Origin of the sequence: Bifidobacterium sp. ESL0798, from assembly GCF_029395415.1 — a bacterium.
Taxonomy (GTDB): Bacteria; Actinomycetota; Actinomycetes; order Actinomycetales; family Bifidobacteriaceae; genus Bifidobacterium.
Genome location: NZ_CP113914.1, coordinates 1,669,525 through 1,687,980 on the forward strand (window position 1 = coordinate 1,669,525; position 18,456 = coordinate 1,687,980).

13 protein-coding genes, 2 pseudogenes and 1 CRISPR repeat array (1 of these 16 only partly in view) are annotated in these 18,456 nt (G+C 58.8%); of the genes and pseudogenes, 3 read left to right on the forward strand and 12 right to left on the reverse strand.

Annotated features, from left to right (window positions below):
* Positions 1–1,069: a CRISPR direct-repeat array (repeat unit 29 nt; unit sequence GGGATCATCCCCGCGCTTGCGGGGAGCAC) (it extends 1,217 nt beyond the left edge of the window).
* Positions 1,070–1,203: 134 nt separating this feature from the next.
* Together OZX74_RS07035 and OZX74_RS07040 are read right to left on the reverse strand one after the other, a co-directional pair.
* Positions 1,204–3,768, reverse strand: coding sequence for a heavy metal translocating P-type ATPase (locus OZX74_RS07035; protein WP_277156232.1), 2,565 nt, complete (start codon positions 3,766–3,768; stop codon positions 1,204–1,206).
* A gap of 94 nt (positions 3,769–3,862) precedes the next feature.
* A complete protein-coding gene (locus tag OZX74_RS07040; RefSeq protein ID WP_348519542.1) occupies positions 3,863–4,255 on the reverse strand; it encodes a cupredoxin domain-containing protein in 393 nt (130 codons plus the stop codon).
* A 395-nt stretch (positions 4,256–4,650) separates the two neighbouring features.
* Here OZX74_RS07040 and OZX74_RS07045 point away from each other — a divergent pair, with 395 nt between their 5' ends.
* Positions 4,651–4,902 carry a metal-sensitive transcriptional regulator gene (locus OZX74_RS07045; protein WP_277157456.1) on the forward strand — a complete coding sequence of 84 codons (252 nt, stop codon included), beginning with the start codon at positions 4,651–4,653 and terminating at the stop codon, positions 4,900–4,902.
* A gap of 140 nt (positions 4,903–5,042) precedes the next feature.
* On the opposite strand, the gene OZX74_RS07050 is transcribed toward OZX74_RS07045, so the two are convergent.
* From OZX74_RS07050 to OZX74_RS07090, 10 genes and pseudogenes are all read right to left on the reverse strand, one after another.
* Positions 5,043–6,485 carry an MFS transporter gene (locus tag OZX74_RS07050; RefSeq protein ID WP_277156233.1) on the reverse strand — a complete coding sequence of 481 codons (1,443 nt, stop codon included), beginning with the start codon at positions 6,483–6,485 and terminating at the stop codon, positions 5,043–5,045.
* A 32-nt stretch (positions 6,486–6,517) separates the two neighbouring features.
* Positions 6,518–7,459, reverse strand: coding sequence for a nucleoside hydrolase (locus OZX74_RS07055; RefSeq protein ID WP_277156234.1), 942 nt, complete (start codon positions 7,457–7,459; stop codon positions 6,518–6,520).
* Positions 7,460–7,462: 3 nt separating this feature from the next.
* The gene (locus OZX74_RS07060; RefSeq protein WP_277156235.1) at positions 7,463–7,696 is read right to left on the reverse strand and encodes a PfkB family carbohydrate kinase; all 234 of its coding nucleotides are present in this window, start codon (positions 7,694–7,696) and stop codon (positions 7,463–7,465) included.
* A gap of 44 nt (positions 7,697–7,740) precedes the next feature.
* Positions 7,741–8,205 (reverse strand): annotated as a pseudogene (locus OZX74_RS07065) (PfkB family carbohydrate kinase); the annotation flags it as partial.
* Positions 8,206–8,494: 289 nt separating this feature from the next.
* Positions 8,495–9,319, reverse strand: a complete 825-nt coding sequence (locus OZX74_RS07070) for an ATP-binding cassette domain-containing protein (RefSeq protein ID WP_277156236.1) — start codon at positions 9,317–9,319, stop codon at positions 8,495–8,497.
* Positions 9,316–10,167 (reverse strand): ATP-binding cassette domain-containing protein, encoded by an 852-nt coding sequence (locus OZX74_RS07075; protein WP_277156237.1) that lies wholly within the window; start codon positions 10,165–10,167, stop codon positions 9,316–9,318. The genes OZX74_RS07070 and OZX74_RS07075 overlap by 4 nt, the downstream gene beginning before the upstream one ends.
* Positions 10,164–10,994 (reverse strand): energy-coupling factor transporter transmembrane component T, encoded by an 831-nt coding sequence (locus tag OZX74_RS09140; protein WP_348519565.1) that lies wholly within the window; start codon positions 10,992–10,994, stop codon positions 10,164–10,166. Before OZX74_RS09140 ends, OZX74_RS07075 begins: the two co-directional genes overlap by 4 nt.
* A 96-nt stretch (positions 10,995–11,090) precedes the next feature.
* Positions 11,091–11,696 (reverse strand): annotated as a pseudogene (locus OZX74_RS09145) (ECF transporter S component); the annotation flags it as partial.
* A gap of 373 nt (positions 11,697–12,069) precedes the next feature.
* Complete coding sequence (locus OZX74_RS07085) at positions 12,070–14,076, reverse strand: ABC transporter transmembrane domain-containing protein (RefSeq protein ID WP_277157457.1); 2,007 nt, start codon at positions 14,074–14,076, stop codon at positions 12,070–12,072.
* 73 nt (positions 14,077–14,149) lie between these two features.
* The gene (locus tag OZX74_RS07090; RefSeq protein ID WP_277156239.1) at positions 14,150–15,979 is read right to left on the reverse strand and encodes an ABC transporter ATP-binding protein; all 1,830 of its coding nucleotides are present in this window, start codon (positions 15,977–15,979) and stop codon (positions 14,150–14,152) included.
* Positions 15,980–16,393: 414 nt separating this feature from the next.
* Between OZX74_RS07090 and OZX74_RS07095 the strand changes: the two genes are divergently transcribed.
* A complete protein-coding gene (locus tag OZX74_RS07095) occupies positions 16,394–17,662 on the forward strand; it encodes an MFS transporter (protein WP_277156240.1) in 1,269 nt (422 codons plus the stop codon).
* Positions 17,663–17,831: 169 nt separating this feature from the next.
* Positions 17,832–18,434, forward strand: coding sequence for a TetR/AcrR family transcriptional regulator (locus tag OZX74_RS07100; protein ID WP_277156241.1), 603 nt, complete (start codon positions 17,832–17,834; stop codon positions 18,432–18,434).
* Positions 18,435–18,456: the final 22 nt, after the last annotated feature.

The window sequence follows — 18,456 nt, forward strand, 5'->3', positions numbered from 1 at the left end:
GAGAGGATCATCCCCGCGCTTGCGGGGAGCACTGTCGAGCATCGGTATGAGGCAACCACGTAATGGGATCATCCCCGCGCTTGCGGGGAGCACTTCGGTCAGCATCTCGATGAGGTGCTCGCGCTGGGATCATCCCCGCGCTTGCGGGGAGCACCGCGAAATTCCGCAGCGACGTGTCAATGGACTGGGATCATCCCCGCGCTTGCGGGGAGCACAGGAAACATTGTATTGATCTGATCACAAGCTTGGGATCATCCCCGCGCTTGCGGGGAGCACATTTAGCGCTTTGAGCTTCCGTCATTGCATCAGGGATCATCCCCGCGCTTGCGGGGAGCACTTTGGACTGGAGAGGATACCCCCGTGAATCTTGGGATCATCCCCGCGCTTGCGGGGAGCACCTTCCTGTCCCAGCTCCACCGGGCTTTGGCTTGGGATCATCCCCGCGCTTGCGGGGAGCACAATTTGAAGACAGGGACGATGTCTCCGGTGTCGGGATCATCCCCGCGCTTGCGGGGAGCACGGTTCCGATGCAGGCAAACCTTCGGCACATCAGGGATCATCCCCGCGCTTGCGGGGAGCACCAACTGGCTGAGCACCACGACAGGCACTTCCAGGGATCATCCCCGCGCTTGCGGGGAGCACTCCATTGCGTTCTTTTGCAAATCCATGGGTGCGGGATCATCCCCGCGCTTGCGGGGAGCACGTTGCGCATTATCGACTGCGCGTTGCTACCAAGGGATCATCCCCGCGCTTGCGGGGAGCACGGCCTGTACGGTGATTTCCTAGTCACTTTCGGGGGATCATCCCCGCGCTTGCGGGGAGCACAGCTGTGTGCCGTTTTTGAAAAGCTTCTGCTGGGGATCATCCCCGCGCTTGCGGGGAGCACGCTTTGCGTGACACCGGCGATAAGCTGTGCACGGGATCATCCCCGCGCTTGCGGGGAGCACTTGATATGCAGGTTGGTGACAGGGTCTCGTTCGGGATCATCCCCGCGCTTGCGGGGAGCACAGATCTCGACAGTCGAAAATTCGGTTTCGACAGGGATCATCCCCGCGCTTGCGGGGAGCACAGTTGCAAAAAGCCATGATAGCAACCATCGAAAATCCTGCAATATGGATTTTCATTTACTTTATACTCTCTCTGCTACTTTTCAATTAAAAATTCAATCAAAAAAACAATAGAGATAAAACTATCAACAGCAAGTCACGCTACATACTTGGCCGGGTCGGCGGCGAAGCTCTTCACGCAGTTGTCGCTGCAGAAATAGTAGGTCTTGCCGTTGTAGTCCTGGCTGCCGGCGGCGGTCTTCGGGTCGATCATCATGCCGCAGACCGGGTCCTTGACGGTGTTGGCGTCGCTGTTCATGTTCATATCCATGGTTGTTCCTTCTTTCGCTTTCGCGGGTTGGTTGTTCTTGTTGTGCGGCGTATCCGAAGATGCGTCAACAGATTTCGTGGTCACCTTGCGACCGTCGAACGACAAGGCGGGGATGGAAGTGAGATTGGTCGAAACCGAGGGATCAGCCGAAGCTGACGAATGCAACGAAGCTTGGGGCGCGCCCTCAGGCTGTGAACCTGCAGAAGACCCGGCTTTTGAACTTCCATCATTATCGGTGGCATCCTTGAGCTCGACGTGACGAACGCGCAGCTTGAAGGTGAAGCGACGGGGCTTGAGTGTCTCCGGGTTGAAACCACGCAGACGATTGGCGTTCAAGACCACGGAAAGCGAGGAGAACGCCATCGCGGCCCCGGCGATCATAGGGTTGAGCATGATATGCCAGATCGGGTAGAGGATGCCTGCGGCGATCGGGATGCCGATGCCGTTGTAGCCGAAGGCGAAACCGAGGTTCTGCCTGATGTTGCGCATGGCCGCACGCGACAGGTCGATGGCCGTCACGAGTCCGGTGAGACTGCCGGAGACCAACGTGATGTCGGAGGACTCGATGGCCACGTCGGTCCCAGTGCCGATGGCGAATCCGACATCGGCGGCCGCGAGCGCCGGGGCGTCGTTGATGCCGTCGCCGACCATGCCTACCGTATGTCCCTCGTTTTGCAACCGCACGATTTCGGCGGCCTTGCGTTCCGGGCGGACACCGGCGATGACACGGTCCACGCCCACCTGATCGGCCATCGCTTGGGCGGTGGTCTTGTTGTCACCGGTCAGCATGACTACCTGCAGCCCTCGTTCGCGCAACGCAGCAATCGCCTTGGCCGAATCCGGCTTAACGGTGTCGGCCACCGCGAGAACGGCGACCAACTTGCCATCTACTGCGGCCAGAATCGGTGTCTTGCCTTTCTTGGCATAGTCCTTGAACATGGCTTCGACGTTGCGGGATATCGACGTATCGATGTTGCGATTTTTCATCAAATCAGCATTGCCGACGATGACATCATAACCGTTGACTTTAGCCGCTACCCCACTGCCGGGAACAGCTTCGAACGAATCGGCTTTCGGCACTTCCAGCTTGCGCTGCTCAGTGCCTTTAACGATGGCTTGAGCAAGCGGATGCTCGGAAACCTGTTCGGCTCCGGCAATCAGCTCAAGCACATTGTTTTGGGTTTCCTTGCTCGCTTTATCATCCACCCAACCGATATCGGTCAGTTCCGGCTTGCCGCGCGTTATCGTGCCGGTCTTGTCGAGCACAACGGTGTCGACGTCACGTGCGGTCTGCAGCGCCTCGGCGGAACGGATGAGCACACCGAAACGCGCGGCCTTGCCGGTGGAAATCGTCACGGAAAGCGGGGTGGCGATGCCCAAGGCGCATGGGCAGGCGATGACCAGAACAGCCACGGCGGACACCAAGCCGTACAGCCCTTGCGGAGCGGGGCCGAGCAGCCACCAGATCACGAAGGTCCAGATGGCGATGAGGATGATGCCCGGCACAAAATAGCCGGAAATCCTGTCGGCGAGCTTCTGAATCGGCGCCTTGGAGGTCTGGGCGGTGCGCACCAGTTTGATGATCTGCGCGAGCACCGTATCTCGCCCGACCTTGGTGGCGCGATATCGCAACGTTCCGTTGCCGTTGATCGTGGCACCGGTGACGATATCGCCTTCGCCCTTGGCAACCGGAATGGACTCACCGGTGATCATGGATTCGTCGACGGAAGTCCGGCCCGAAATAACCTTGCCGTCGACCGGCAGCTGCTCGCCCGGCTTGATAACGACGATATCGCCCACTTCGACCTTATCGGCGTTGATGTCAAACTCCTTGCCGTCGCGCACGACGTGGGCGGTTTTGGGCGTGAGACCGATCAGCGCACGAATCGACTCCCCGGTTCCCAGACGCGCGTGGGCTTCGAGCAGCTGGCCCAAGAGCATCAGCGTGATGATGGTGCCGACGGATTCGTAGTAGGGTTCGCGGGCGCTGGCAGGCAAGATTCCCGGCGCCACGGTGACTACGACGCTATACATATACGATGCGGCGGTTCCCAGCGCCACCAACGAATTCATTTCCGGGGCGCGATGCGCGAGCGCCAGCCAGCCGGTGCGGTGAATCGGCCAGCCGGAATAGAACATGACCGGGGTGATGAAAAGGAACTCGACCCACGGATTGGTGAAAAAGTCGATGACGCCCATGGGCACGAACGCTTTGAGCCACATACCGAACATGGCGAAGACGAACACCGGGATCGTCAGCACTGCGGCGACGACCAGCCTGCGTTCGAGCGCTTTGATCTCGGCCTTGCGCACCGCGTCTGGGTCATCTTCCTGGCCTTGCATCTGACTGGCGACAGGTTGTGCCACTGCCTGTTTGTCCACTTGACTCATCACTTACTCCACTCCACGTCCACGTTGTCCGTTGTCACTGATTCGCCGATATTTACGGGTATCACTTTGAACCCCGAATCTACAGGATTGAGTATCAGCCCTTGATTTTCGCACCCTTCGGCAGCACATGCACCATGCCGTGCAACATGTTCATCCCGCACGCATACGGCAGATCACCGGGCTTGTTCGGCGTGAACTCGACGTCGGTCGTCGTGAACGGAGGCAGGGTCTGGTCGATGCCGAGGTCGCTGAAGACGACATGAGAGGAGCATTCGCCATCCTCCTGACGGTCGAATTGCAGACGGACCGGCGAGCCGGCCTCCACGTCGATCTCGGCCGGCGTATAGCCGCCTTTCACCACAATATGCGCAGTCTGCAACGCACCTTCACGGCTAGCCTGCGCGGCCTTGCGGGGCGCGAAGAAGTACCAGACGATGGCCACGCTTACGATCAGGGCGACCAGGATCACTGCAATGTCGATAACCATATCCCCTCACAATCCGCCGCCGCAATACCCTCCGGCAGCCTCGTCGTATTCGCCGTAACTGATATTCAGCATACCCCCCTAGGGTATATGATGTCAATATATTCAGCTCAGCATCGCAATGGGCGATACACGAACAGACCGAAACGTTCGATGGAAGGAAGGCAACGATGGAACAAGCCGTACGACACGAAAGTGCACGCCCGAATAAAGTCTCAAGCAAATCCAGGCCGCCGGAATCGACAGAGTCCATGGGCGGTATCGAATCCGCAGGTTCCGGCCAATCGGCACACTCCTGCGTACATGGCGACAATATATCCCCCACACTAACCACGACACAGTCCGACACCGCTTCGAAACCATGTGCCCACGTCGGCTACGTCCACGACAAGAAGAAGCTGGTCACCCGCCTGCGCCGCATCGAAGGTCAGGTACGGGCGATCACCGCGATGGTCGAGAACGACACCTACTGCATCGACATCCTCACCCAGATCGCCGCGTCGAACAGCGCTCTGAAATCCGTGGCGCTGCTGTTGCTCGGCGACCATCTCGACAGCTGCGTGGCCACGGCCGCCGCCAAAGGCGGACCGGTCGCCGACGAGAAGATGGACGAGGCCATCGCCGCGATCACGCGATTGGTGAAATCGTAGTTTCAACAATATAAAAATGTCCCGATTCCTCCATCAGGTAAAGGAATCAGGACACGTTGTTATTTAAGCCAACCGGGGTCTGCCGGCTGGCTAGGCGGTTCCGTCGAAACGACACCCGCACTTACGCAGCAGCGAAACACTCACTTTTTGCTGTCTGCGCGGGAGTGGCTGTAGATCATCTTCATGGAGAAGATGAAGAGCAGCATGGCCACGAGGATGATCACGCCGCCGATGATGAACACGTTGGCGTACGAGGAAGCAGCGCCCGGAGCGGTACCCGCGATCGAGCCGCCGCCCATGGACTTGTTGGTCATCATCTGTCCGAAGAGCGCGACGCCGATGGAACCGGTGATCGCCTGGATCAGATCATTGAAGCCCAGTGCACGTCCGGACTCCTCCGCCTCCACGGTCAGCGTCGCGGTGTCGACGATCGGCTGATAGAAGAAGGAGGTGCCGAAGTAGTAGATGCAAGGAGCCACGGCGAGTGCCCAGATCTGGCCTGCGGGAATCAGGAACGCGATGGCGATCAGGCCACCGCCCATGCAGGCGAGCGCCAGGATGACCGAAGCCTTGCGACCGATCTTCTGGATGATCGGACCCGCGGCGAAGCCCATGATGGCGGCGAGGATGATGGACCAGACCAGAAGGTTGGAGACCTTCGAGGAATCGATGCCATAGACGTCCATACCGATGTTGTTGACGCCGGCGTTCAAGGTATAGCTGAAGAAGTAACCGATGAAGATGACGGTCATGGTCACGGCGAAAGCCGGATTGGCGAGCATCTTGGGGGTGATGAACGGGTTCTTGGCCTTGTTGATGTAGACCACGAAGGCGACGAGCGTGACGATGCACGCAATGCCCCAGGCCCAGTTCATATCGGTGAAGAACATCGTCACGGCACCGGCGAACAGGCCGATCAGGATGAAGCCGACACCGTCGATGTGAGCACCCTCGGCGTGCTGGTCGGGAAGGTTCTTGGCCAATGCCGGGATGCCGAAGACGGCGAGAATGCCGACGCCGAAGAGCCAACGCCAATCGACCAGGGTCATGTAGCCGGCCAGGAACACGCCCAGAGCCGCCGCCACGCGGAAGACCGCGACGAAGACGCCGTACCAGAGCACGCGCTTGCGCTTCTCGACGTACTTGGAGACCAGCACCAAGAAGATGGAACCGGTGACCTGCCAGCCGATGGACTGCAGCACGCGGGCGGCGATGACGATCCAGATGCTCAGCTGACCCAGGCAGCCGAGCGCGGAGCCGATGACGAAGACGATGGTACCATAGGTCACCATCTTTTTCAGCGATACGAAGTCACCCAGCGAACCGTAGATGACGCATACGATGCCCAGCACGATGCCGGGAATCGAGGTGATCAGCGGCGCCAGGCCGGGCTGGCCCAGCTGCTTGCCGATGTTCGCGTAAATCATGCCGAACGCCTGCTGCTGCAGCACGCCCAACGTGTAGATGGCCAGGATGATCGGGATGGCGACCTTGGTCATCTTGTTCATTTTCTCGAACTCCGGGGTCCCCTCCTCAGGAACCGGTATCCCGTTGCTCTGGTCCTTGACTGCTGTTTCAGCCATGTACTTTCCTTTCCCTTCGAAAAGTATGTTGGTTATTGTTGTTTGCGTTCAACGGATGCGATTCGCTGAACGAAACGTTTGCGGAACCGTTCGACGTCGACGTCCACACAGACGGAAACGTTGCGGTTGTTGCTGATGATGCCGTCGTAGTCGACCACGGTGGCACCGAGGGTCAGCGGGCTGGAGATCTCCACGTCCACAAAGGCGTCGCGCATGGTGAACATATCGGGCTCGACCATCGCCAGTGCGGCGGAGGGATCGTACATCTTGATGCCGTTCTCGATGTGGCCGCCGTCATAGGAGCGGAACAGCGCGCCGATCATGACGCCCACCTCGCCGGTCTCTTCCATGTCTTCCAGGTCTTCGACGACCAGATGAGCCTTGCGGCCGATGTCGAGACCGACCATGGTGATCGGCAGGCCGGAGCGGAAGACCATTTTCGCGGCTTCCGGGTCGACGGAGATGTTGAATTCGCCGTAGACGCCGATATTGCCGCGAGCGGTCGAGCCGCCCATCATCACGATGCGTTCGACGTGTTCCTTGACCTCCGGGAAGGTGGCGAACAGCAGGGCGATGTTGGTCAGCGGGCCCAAGGTGAGCAGGGTGACCGGCTCCTCGCTTTCCATCAGCACGCGACGCTCCTCGAGGACCGCGTTGTTGGCGGTCAGCAGAGTGGTGTCGGGCTCGGGGAAATCGAACATGCCCATGCCGCCCTTGCCGTGCGCTTCGGTGGCGAAGCGGTTGTCGCGCATCAACGGTGCCGCTGCGCCGCGGGCGACGGGAATCCTGCGGCCAAGGAAGGTCAGCAGCTTCAGGGCGTTGTTGGTGGTGTGCCCGATGCCGACATTGCCTGAAACCGAGGCGATGAGTTTGATATCGACGCTGGGCTCATCGACCAGGAGGGTGATGGCCGCGGCGTCGTCGATGCCAGGATCGGTATCGATGATCAGTGGTTTTGGTTTTTGGGTATTCATGCGTTATTCCTCCGTTGAAATAATCGGTGAAGATTGGAAGTTGTCGACCTCGTCGGCCAACGGTATTGAAGGAGCCGCACCCTTACGGGAAACCGCAATCGCTGCGGTCTTTGAGGCCCGATCAAGACTTGTGGCGATATCCTCGCCGGCCACCATATTGGCCAAGACATAGCCGGTGAAGGTGTCCCCCGCGGCGGTGGTATCGACCACGGGCACACGGTAGGCTCGCTGACGCACACGCTGCGTTCCCTTTGCGTAGCCCGAACCCCACGATCCTGGTGAGTGAGGATGGTGGCGGTGTTCGGGAACTTCTCGCACATCGCATCCAGCAAGATTTCCGGCGTACCGGACTCGCCGGTGATCGCCTCGGCCTCGCCGCCGTTGAGGATGAAGCAATCGACCAGACTCAGATCGACCTCATCCAGAAGCTCGTCGGCCGGCGACGGGTTCATGGCCACGTTCATACCGCGCCGATGCGCCTGTTCGACGATATAGCCCAGAAGATTGGTCTCGTTTTGGACGAGAAGCCAGTCCCCCTTGTCGAATTTGGAAAGCACTTCGTCGACGAAATCCTTCGTAAAGGCGCGATTGGCGCCGCTGTAAAGGACGATGCAGTTGTCGCCATCGTGGTTGCGCTGAATAATCGCGTTGCCGGTGCGCTCCTTCTTGCTGACCCTTACCTCGCTGGTGTCGCCCCCAGCCTGATCAAGCAGATCACGCAGGAACACGCCGTCCTCGCCGATCATGCCGGCATGGCTGATTGCGGCACCTGCCTTGCCTGCGGCGCGATGGACTGGTTGAGCCCTTTGCCGCCCGGATACTGGTTCAAGCCGCTTGAAGTGATCGTCTGTCCTTTGGTGACGAAATCGACGACATCATAGACAAAATCGATGTTCAATGAACCGAAATTCAGAATTTTCATTGAATTCATTCCCCTTGTTGTTTTCCTGGGTCATGGCCGATTGCCACCATGGCCGACTCTTTCATACTGGATATGGATATTGATTATTCAGATATTGTTGATTTCCAACGGTTTCAAGACCGGTTTTCGTTCCCCGAACGCACGTTCTCGATTGCTTCGACGAATTGCGGAACCGTAAAGACGGTTTCTTTCAGTCCGACGCCTTGGCCCACCCTGGTGATGGGCGGCGGAGCGACAAAGGACTGACGTAGCACATCGACCTGCGAGAACACCTCTTGCGGCGTGCCGTCAAGAAGCACCTCGCCGTGGCACATCACGACGACGCGATCGAAATTGGCGACCACGAATTTCATATCATGGCTGATGGCGATGCACATCTTGCCACGGTCTTTCAGCTCGGCGATCAGGTCGTGCAGACGGGCGTCGCCCGCGTAATCCTGTCCGCAGGTCGGCTCGTCGAACACGACGGCGTCCGGATCCATCATCACGACCGCCCCGATGCCGCAGAATTTCTTCTCCGTGAGGCTCAGATCGGCGGGATGCACGTCCAGCTTGCTTTCCAGGCCGGTCAATGCGGCGACCTCGGCAATGCGTTGCTCGATGACGGCCTCGTCCACGCCGATGTTGCGGGGTCCGAAGGCGAACTCCTCCCGTACGGTTTCAAGAAACAGCTGATCATCGGGATTCTGGAAGACATAGCCCACCCGCTTCGACCATTGCGCGGTCGTCCGCTCGCCGATCTCGGTTCCGTCGATGGTCAGCGTGCCCTGCGTGGGGCGCAGTATGCCGTTGAGCTGTTTGGCCAGCGTCGTTTTCCCCGCACCGTTCTGCCCGATGATGGCCACTGACTGGTCGCCTTCGAAGCACAGGTTGATATCGTCAAGCGCCTGATGGCCGGACTGATAGCTGTAGCCGACATTGCTTAATTCAATCTTCAATGCTCAAGCACCTCCTTGGTCATCGCCAGACTTTCGTCGTAGGTAATCGCCAGCTTTCCATCGCTTAGCCCTCGCCGAGCAAGGCCTTTCGACAATTTCACGTAATCGGGGACGTCGATGCCGTAACGCTCGATACCGGGAGTGGAAAATATCTCACGGGGACTGCCGGCAAGCCGCACCTGTCCGCGCTCCATCACCACGACGGAATCGGCGTAGCGCGCGACCCGTTCCATGTCGTGATCGACCATGATGACGGTGACCCCGGAAGCATTGAGCTGCTTGACGATATCGAAGATCTCGGAGGCGCCGAGCGGATCGAGCTGCGTGGTGCATTCGTCCAGCACGAGGATATTGGGCTCCATGATGAACGTGGAACCGAACGCGACGCGCTGCACCTGACCGCCGGAGAGCTCGAGCGGGTCACGATCGAGCAGATCTTCGATATGCACCAGCTGCGAGACCAGTTTCACCCGACGCCGCATCTCCTCGCGGTCGACGCCCCGGTTGCCGAGGCCGAAGGCCAGTTCCTCCGCCACGGTTCCCGAAGCATAGGTGAGCTGGTTGAACGGGTTCTGGAAGACCAGACCGATGTAGTTCGACAGGTCCGCCACGCTGGCATCGGCCGTGTCCACTCCGTTGATGCGCACACTGCCTTCGCTTGTGCCGTTGAAATAGTGGGGAACGAGACCGACCAACGCATGGCACAGCGTGGTTTTGCCTGCACCGTTGGCACCGATGATGCACAGGAACTCCCCCTGCCGCACCGTGAAGCTCACGTCGCTGATCGCCGGGGTGTGCGCATCCTGATAAGTGAATGAATAATGGTCGACTTCCACAACGTTGTTCATCGCGCACCTCCCCACGGATAGACCAACGAAAGCGTTCCGGTGTAATCAAGAAGAGAGAAGACGACAATCGCCACGAAGAAGACGGCCATCAGGCATAGGGCCATGGTGTCCTGCGCTCTCCAAGCCACCTTGACATAGTTGGTGCGTCGCACGCCTTTGATCCCGAAGCCCCGGGTCTCCAACGTCATGCCGCGCTCCTGGGCGTCGGTCAGCGACGACATGACCACCGGCCCCATCAGCGGCAGGAATGCCCTGAACCGTGAGATCAGGCTACCGCCCGTACCAAGACCGCGCGCGCTTTGCGCCTGGCGGATTACGGTGACCTTGCGCTGCATCTGCGGCACCACGTTCAAGGAAGCGAAAATCAGATAACCCAGCTTGGCGGGGCAGCCGATCTGCGTCAAGGCGGCCACCAGTGAGCCGATATAGGTCGTGGCGTTGGCGATATAGAAACTGCCCAGGAAGACCAGCACGGTGACCACGATCTTCGCGGCGTACAGCACACCCTGCAGGCCAAGCTGTGCGAAACCGAAATCGGCGATGACCGTGGTGTTCTTGGGGCTGTAGAGGCCTTGTATGAACATCAGCATGACGGCCATCGGCACGCCAAAACCGAACATCAGCCCGGAAAACGGCTTCAGGCAGCCGATACGCCACGCAAGCACGAACAGCAGAGCGACAAGAACGAGCCCCAGCGTGAAATCGGGCCAAATCAGCGCGGCAACGCCCAAAACCAGGACGCCAAGGAATTTGACCAACGGATTGGCTCTGCCCATCACTCCTGGCGAATCATGCACCTCGTCGGCTTTGCACAGGCGTTCATCCATCTGCGCGTCGCTCGGTAAGGCGTTTGCGCTTTCGCCCTGTCGCAGGCCGGCAAGGATGGATTCAAGATCGTAGCCGCACGGTGCCACATCGGCCTTGATCGCTTTGAAATCGGAGGTCTTGATATTGCCAGAGGCATACTGGCTCATGAAACGGCGCGGAATCTTGGACACCACGATGGTGACGATGAACAGCGTGATGCCTTTGTCGATCAGATTCTCCAGCATCGACGAGGAAAAGACCGAAATGAGGATGTTCTTCCACGCCACGGTGAGCGCCGCAGTGAGGATGGAGGTGCCATTGACGCCCGTCGCCCCGCCGTAGACGAAGACGGTGATCATGGAGGCGGTGACGGTATTGACCACGGAGCACGCCAGCCAGATCAGCAGGATGCCCCACAGCTTCTTGAGCAGTCCCGCCTTGACCATATAGCCGATCACCAGGCCGCACAGTACGCTCGACAACGCATAGGGCAGATAGACCGGATTGGCCACGATGGCCAGAAAGACATTGGTGAGCAGCCCGCACAACGCCGCGACCCAAGGCCCGCTCAGGCAGGCGATGACCATGGTGCCGATCATGTCCATGAACAACGGCAGCTTCAGTGTCGAGCACAGTGTTCCGCCGATGAGGTTGATCCCGACGGCGATGGGAATCAACACCAGAGATTTCGTGGAGAATTGAGAAGTAATACTATGCACCATCTTCGACCATAACGTTACTTTCATGCCCTCTTGACCAATCTTTCGTGACCGGCACAGCCTCATCCCCTACAGCCATACCTGCGAGAAACGATTTACTTGAATACTTTTTCTCTAAAACCGATAATTCCCAATAGTGTGTGTGCCGAGTAGACACTTGTATATACATCAGCCGGTAACGGCCAAAGGTAGATAGTAAATGAATAGTTAGAAGAACGCAACTTGTGTAATTATTATCACTAACAGCTGAGCCTCTTCAGTTATTCGCTATTTTCTGATAGCGACCGGTCGATAATCTGCAACATCCCTGACGCAAAATGCCCGTCACGGCCTTTCGGCTATGACGGGCATCGGAGTTTCGCAAGACCCTGTTCGGCTACTCCAGTTCGAGTTTGCCGGTATAGAGCTGGTAGTACTCGCCGTGCTGGGCGATGAGCTCATCGTGGGTGCCGCGCTCGATGATGCGGCCGTGGTCGAGCACCATGATGATGTCGGAGTTGCGCACCGTGGAGAGGCGATGGGCGATGACGAAGACGGTGCGCCCCTTCATCAGGTTATCCATGCCCTGTTCGACCACTTCCTCGGTGCGGGTGTCGATGGAGCTGGTCGCCTCGTCCAGGATCATGGCCGGCGGATCGGCCACGGCGGCGCGCGCGATGGAGATCAGCTGGCGCTGGCCCTGCGAAAGACCGGACCCATCGCCCTCAAGCACCGTGTTGTAACCTTGCGGCAGCATGCGGATGAAGCCGTCGGCGTTGGTGCGCTTGGCCGCGGCGATGCATTCCTCGTCGGTGGCGTCGAGCTTGCCGTAGCGGATGTTGTCGAGCACCGTGCCGGTGAAGAGGTTGACGTCCTGCAGCACGATTCCCAGCGAGCGACGCAGGTCGTCCTTCTTGATGTTCTTCACGTCGATGCCGTCGTAGAGGATCTGGCCTTCCTGAATGTCGTAGAACCGGTTGATGAGGTTGGTGATGGTGGTCTTGCCCGCACCGGTGGCGCCGACCAGGGCCATCTTCTGGCCGGGCTTGGCGAACCAAGTGATGTCGTGCAACACGGTCTTGTCGGGGTTGTAGCCGAAGGAGACGTTGGTGAAACGCACGTCGCCACGCAGCAGCGTCAAGCGGCCGTCCGGGGAGGTGATCGCCTTCTCATGCGCCTTCAGCGCGACCTCACGGGCCGACCCCTTGAGTTTCTTGGCGGCCTCGAGCGAACGGGTGCCGTCGTCGTCCGCGGCGCGTTTCCACGCCCAGTGGCCGGTCTCGTGATCGGTCTGTGTCATGGTACGGCCGTCCTCGCCCAGCTCGACATGCACCAAGCGTACGGTGCCGTCGTCGGATTCGGCGGGTTCGTCGATCAGGTTGAAGATACGTGCGGCACCGGCCAGGGCCATCATGATCATGTTGATCTGCGAGGAGATCTGGTTGATCGGGTTGATCAGCGCCTTGGAAAGCGTCAGGAACGAGACGATCGCGCCGAGCGTCAGCGTGCCAGTGCCGCCGATACCGAAATTGAACCAGCCGTTGATGCCGGCGATGCCGCCGACGATGGCCAGCAGCACGTAGAGCACGTTGCCCATGTTGCCGATGACCGGCATGGTGATATTGGCGTAGATGTTGGCCTGGGTGGAGGCGTGGAAGAGCTGCTCGTTCTTCTTGTCAAACCGGCTCTGCGTGGCGTCCTCGTGGTTGAAGACCTTGATGACCTTCTGGCCGTTGACCGACTCCTCGACGAAGGCGTTGACGTCGCCGATCGTCTCCTGCTGGGCCACGAAGTAGCGGCCGGAACGGCTGACGATCACGCGCGCCACCAACAGAATCAACGCCACAAAGACGACGGTGAAGATGGTGAACGGCACGGAAAGCCAGAGCATCGCAAAGAGGGCCACCACCACCGACGAGCCGGAGATCAAAAGCTGCGGCAGCGACTGGGAGACCATCTGACGCAAGGTATCGGTGTCGTTGGTGTAACGGCTCATCATGTCGCCGTGCTCATGGGTGTCGAAGTAGCGGATCGGCAGCTTCTGCTGATGGTCGAACATCTGGTCACGCACGGTCTTCAGAACGCCCTGCTCGATGTCGACGACCATGTAGTTCCACATGAACGAGCAGAGCATGCCCACCGCGTAGATGGCGCCGACGACGATGGTCATGTTGATCAGCGGCCGCCAGTCCGGGGTCTGCGCGTGGATGAAGGGCATGATGCAGTTGTCGATCAGCGGCTGCAGCACAAAGGAAGGCAGTGACTGGGTCACGGCGCACACCAGAATGCCGATGATGACCACGATGCAGCGCCAACGGTAATGGAAGATGTAGCCCATCAGTCGTTTCGCAGTGCCTTTCGGCGCTTTTTTCATCGGAGGAACGCCGCTTTTGGCCTTTTTCATGGCCTTCTTATCGGCTTTCCTTGTCTGTTCGTTCATTGCGGTTTTCGTCTCTTCGGTTTTCGTCAGGTTCTGCTCACTCATCGTCGTCATCTCCCTTGCCCTGGTTCTTCGTCTGGGATTCGTAGATCGACCGGTATTCGTCACAGGTCTTCAGGAGCTCTGCATGCGTGCCGTGGTCGAGGATGCGCCCCTCGTCCAGCACGACGATTTCGTCGGACTCCTGCACGCTGGCAAGACGCTGGGCGATGATGATCTTGGTGGTGTCCGGAATCTCGGTGGCGAAGGCGTTGCGGATCAGCTGGTCGGTTTTGGTGTCGACCGCGCTGGTGGAATCGTCCAGAATGAGGATCTTCGGCTTCTTCAACAAGGCCCTGGCGATGCACAGGCGCTGACGCTGACCGCCGGAGACGTTGGAGCCGCCCTCCTCGATATAGGTGTCATAGCCCTTCGGGAATTCGCGGATGAAGCCGTCGGCCTGGGCGAGCTTGCAGACGCGAACCACGTCCTCGTCGGTCGCATCCGGATTGCCCCAGCGGATGTTCTCGGCGATGGTGCCGGTGAACAGCACGTTCTTCTGCAAGACCATGGCCACCGCGTCACGCAGGGCGACGAGGTCGTAGTCACGCACGTCGTGGCCTCCCACGGAAAGCGTTCCGGAACTGACGTCGTAAAGTCGCGGGATAAGCTGTACCAGGCTTGACTTTGAGGAGCCGGTGCCGCCGACGATACCGATGGTCTTGCCCGAAGCGATATCGAGGTTGATGTCGTCGAGCACCGGTTTCTCGGAGCCGGCCGAGTAACGGAATGTCACGTCATTGAACGAGATGGAACCATCCGACACTTCGGTGATCGGATTGCTGTTGTCGCGCACGGTGCTCACTTCGTTCAACACCTGGCAGATACGCTCGGCGTCGGCACGGGAGATAACGACCATGACGATGATCATGGAGACCATGTTCAGCGCCATTAGAATCTGCATCGCATAGGTGACCAGCGCCGTGAGGTCGCCGGTGGTCAGGCCCAGCGCCGGGTTGTTGTGTGAGCCGACGATCTGCTTGGTGCCCATCCAGGAGATGATGAGCATGGCGCCGTAGATGCAGGTGTTCAGGATCGGCCAGTTGAAGGCGATGACGTGCTCGGCACGGCAGAAGTAGTCGTAGATGCGCTGCGAGACGGCGCCGAACTTGCGGCTTTCGTGTTCCTCGCGGTTGTAGGACTTCACCACGCGGATGCCCTGCAGGTTCTCGTCGACGATGTTGTTCAAGTGGTCGTAGGTGTGGAAGACCTTCTCGAAGATCGGATGCACCGAGAGCGACAGCGCCGTGAGGCCCACGCCCAGAATCGGGATGATGATCAGGAAGACCATCGAGATCGAATGGCTGATCCTGAAGGAGAAAATCCAGGCAACGATGACCATCATCGGCGCGCGCACGGCCACGCGGATGATCATCTGGAAGGCGAACTGGACGTTGGTGACGTCGGTGGTGAGCCTGGTAATGATCGAGCCGGTCGAGAAGCGGTCGATGTTGGTGAAGCTGAATGACTGCACCTTCTCGAAGAGATCGTGACGCAGGTTCTTGGCGAAGCCGGAGGAGGCGATGGCGGCGTAACGACCGGACATGAACCCGGCAAACAGCGAGACGATCGCGCAACCCAAAAGGATGATGCCGAACTTCCAAATCGCCGGCATAGACCCGCCGGAGACGCCCTGGTCGATGAGCTGGGCCATGACGGTGGGGATGAGAATCTCCAAAATGCTCTCGACCATCACGAAAGCGGGCGTCAGCCATGTCTCACGTTTGTATTCCCTCAGACTGCGCAACAGCGTGCGAATCAAATGCTTCGGACGTTGCCCCGTCTGTGTCACCTGTGTACCTTGGGGGGCATCAAGTGCCTTGCTCATCCATTCCTCTTTCCTTGGCTTTATAAAAACCGCCGCTTCTCCCCCATGACTTTTGTCCCGTTTCTTGGCCGTACGACTTGAGAGATTCATGACGCATATCCGGCCAGAAGCGAGGGACTACTGAAGCTGACAGACTATATAACGCTATTACGAACCAGCTACAACGCGGCCTTGCGCAACGAACGTGAAGCAAGCGGAAATCCGCCGTTGCCGAACGTGATATTCGTTTCCTATTTTTCAGCTTGCAGAATATTTCCAACCGTGAACGCATTCCGTTTCCATTGGTTTCCATTACGTGAATATCGCATCGCGAGAAGTTTGCAGAACACCGCATTTCAATCACTGTTATTCTGATACAATACTTACCGACCGGACGGTAACCCTGTTGTTACCGCGAAATCAAGGAGGACATGCATGGCTGCAGAAATATTCGTGACACCACCGAATCTGGCACCCGACACCCAAAAACCACTGGAGCACAAGTTTCGCTTCGCCGCGGGCTTCGCTTTGGTCTCAATCCTGTGGGCCCTCCCCTTCACCATGGGTTCCGGCGTGCTTCTGCCGCAGGTGTTCTCGGGCATCAAGGGCATTTCCGCTGAAGGCGCACTGGGCACAATGAACGCCGTCAGCTCGATTTTCGCCCTGATCGCGAACATCGTCTTCGGCACCTTCTCCGACGTTTCCAAATTCAAGATCGGCAAGCGCACCCCTTGGATCGTCGCCGGCGGCATCATCGGCGCCGCAGGCTACTTCCTGACCGCCCACTCCACGTCGCTGCTGTGGATGGTCATCGGATGGTGCATCGTACAGGTCGGCATCAACTGCCTCATCGCCCCCGCCGTCGCCGTACTTTCCGACCGCATCCCCGAGGATGTGCGCGGCACCTTCTCCGCCCTTTACGGCGCCGGCCAGATCGTCGGCATGCAGGCCGGCAGCTTCATCGGCAGCTTCTTTTTGACCAAGCTCAACACCGGTCTGACCATCGGCACCTGCGTCTTCCTCTTCTCCGGCATCATCACCGTACTGATCTGGCCCCGTGAGCAATCCGCGGAGAACAACACCAAGGCCACCTCCGTGGCTGAAGTGCTCAAGTCGTTCATTCCGCCGACCAAGAACTGCCGCGACTTCTACCTCGCCCTCTTCGGCCGTCTCGCCTTCGTCATCGGCTCGTTCATGATCTCCGGCTACCAACTGCTGATCCTCGAACGTTACGTGCATCTGAGCATCAAGGACGCCGGCACCGCCATGCAGATCATGGCCGTCATCACGCTGGTGGCCACCATCCTCGCTTCCGTGGCTTCCGGCCCACTTTCCGACTATCTACACCGCCGTAAGTTCATCGTCGCCGTCGCCTGCGTCATCATCGCCATCGGCATGCTTGTAGCCTGGCTGATTCCCACGACCACCGGCGTCTACATCTACGCCACGCTCGCCGGCCTCGGCAACGGCTGCTACATGTCCGTCGACCAGGCGCTGAACGTCGACGTTCTGCCCAACCCGCAGGAAGCCGGCAAGGACCTCGGCATCCTGAACCTCGCCAACACCATCGGCCAGGCACTCGCCCCCGGCTTCACCACCTTGTTCATCAGTCTGACCGGTGGCTACAGAGGCGTCTTCCCGGTCGCCATCGTCTTCATGCTTGTCGGCACCATCTTCATCATGATGATTCGTCGAGTCAAGTAACGTCGAACCATTGCCAGCGATGCCGTGTCCTCGATTCCATCAGGGCACGGCATCGCTATATGCCGACCGCGAATATCATTTGCGTGCAAGAGATATACAACAAGCCACATTCGGTCTAGCTCTCAGAGGATAATAAAAACCGGTCATATATAAAAGAGGCCTTCCAACCATGCTGCATTTTTCCCACACCAAGAAACACGACAACGGCACCGATAGCCGCACGGCGATACTCAATGCCGCCGTCGTTTCGTTCGGACAACGCGGGTATTACGGCACTTCATTGCAGAAAATCGCCAACAGCGTGGGAATGACCAAGGCCGGAGTGCTCCATCACGTAGGCAGCAAAGAGGGGCTGCTCAATATTGTTCTCGACGAGATATACGACCCGGGCACCGAAGCCATCATGGATCATTTCAGAATGAACGACAGGCCGAACGTGGCGCGAATGTGGCGCGAGGTCGTGGCCATCAACGCCAAGCGGCCCGAACAGGTCCACATGTTCTCCACCCTGGACGCGGAAGCCATCGATTCAAAGCATCCGGCACATGAATACTTCAAAAAACGCGACCAAAACCTGCTGGCGGAGATGCTGCAGATTCCTTGGCATGTTCCCGAAAACACCAATATCGAACATCTGCTTCAGGCCGGATTCAGCATGATGGACGGCATCCAGCTGCGGTGGCTGCGCGCCCCCGAACGAGACTTGAACGAGATGTGGGCCGAGTGCGAAGCCGAATTGATGCCGATGCCGATGTGGGAAGGATATCGGTAGGCCGGTCTCATACTTTTCCGGA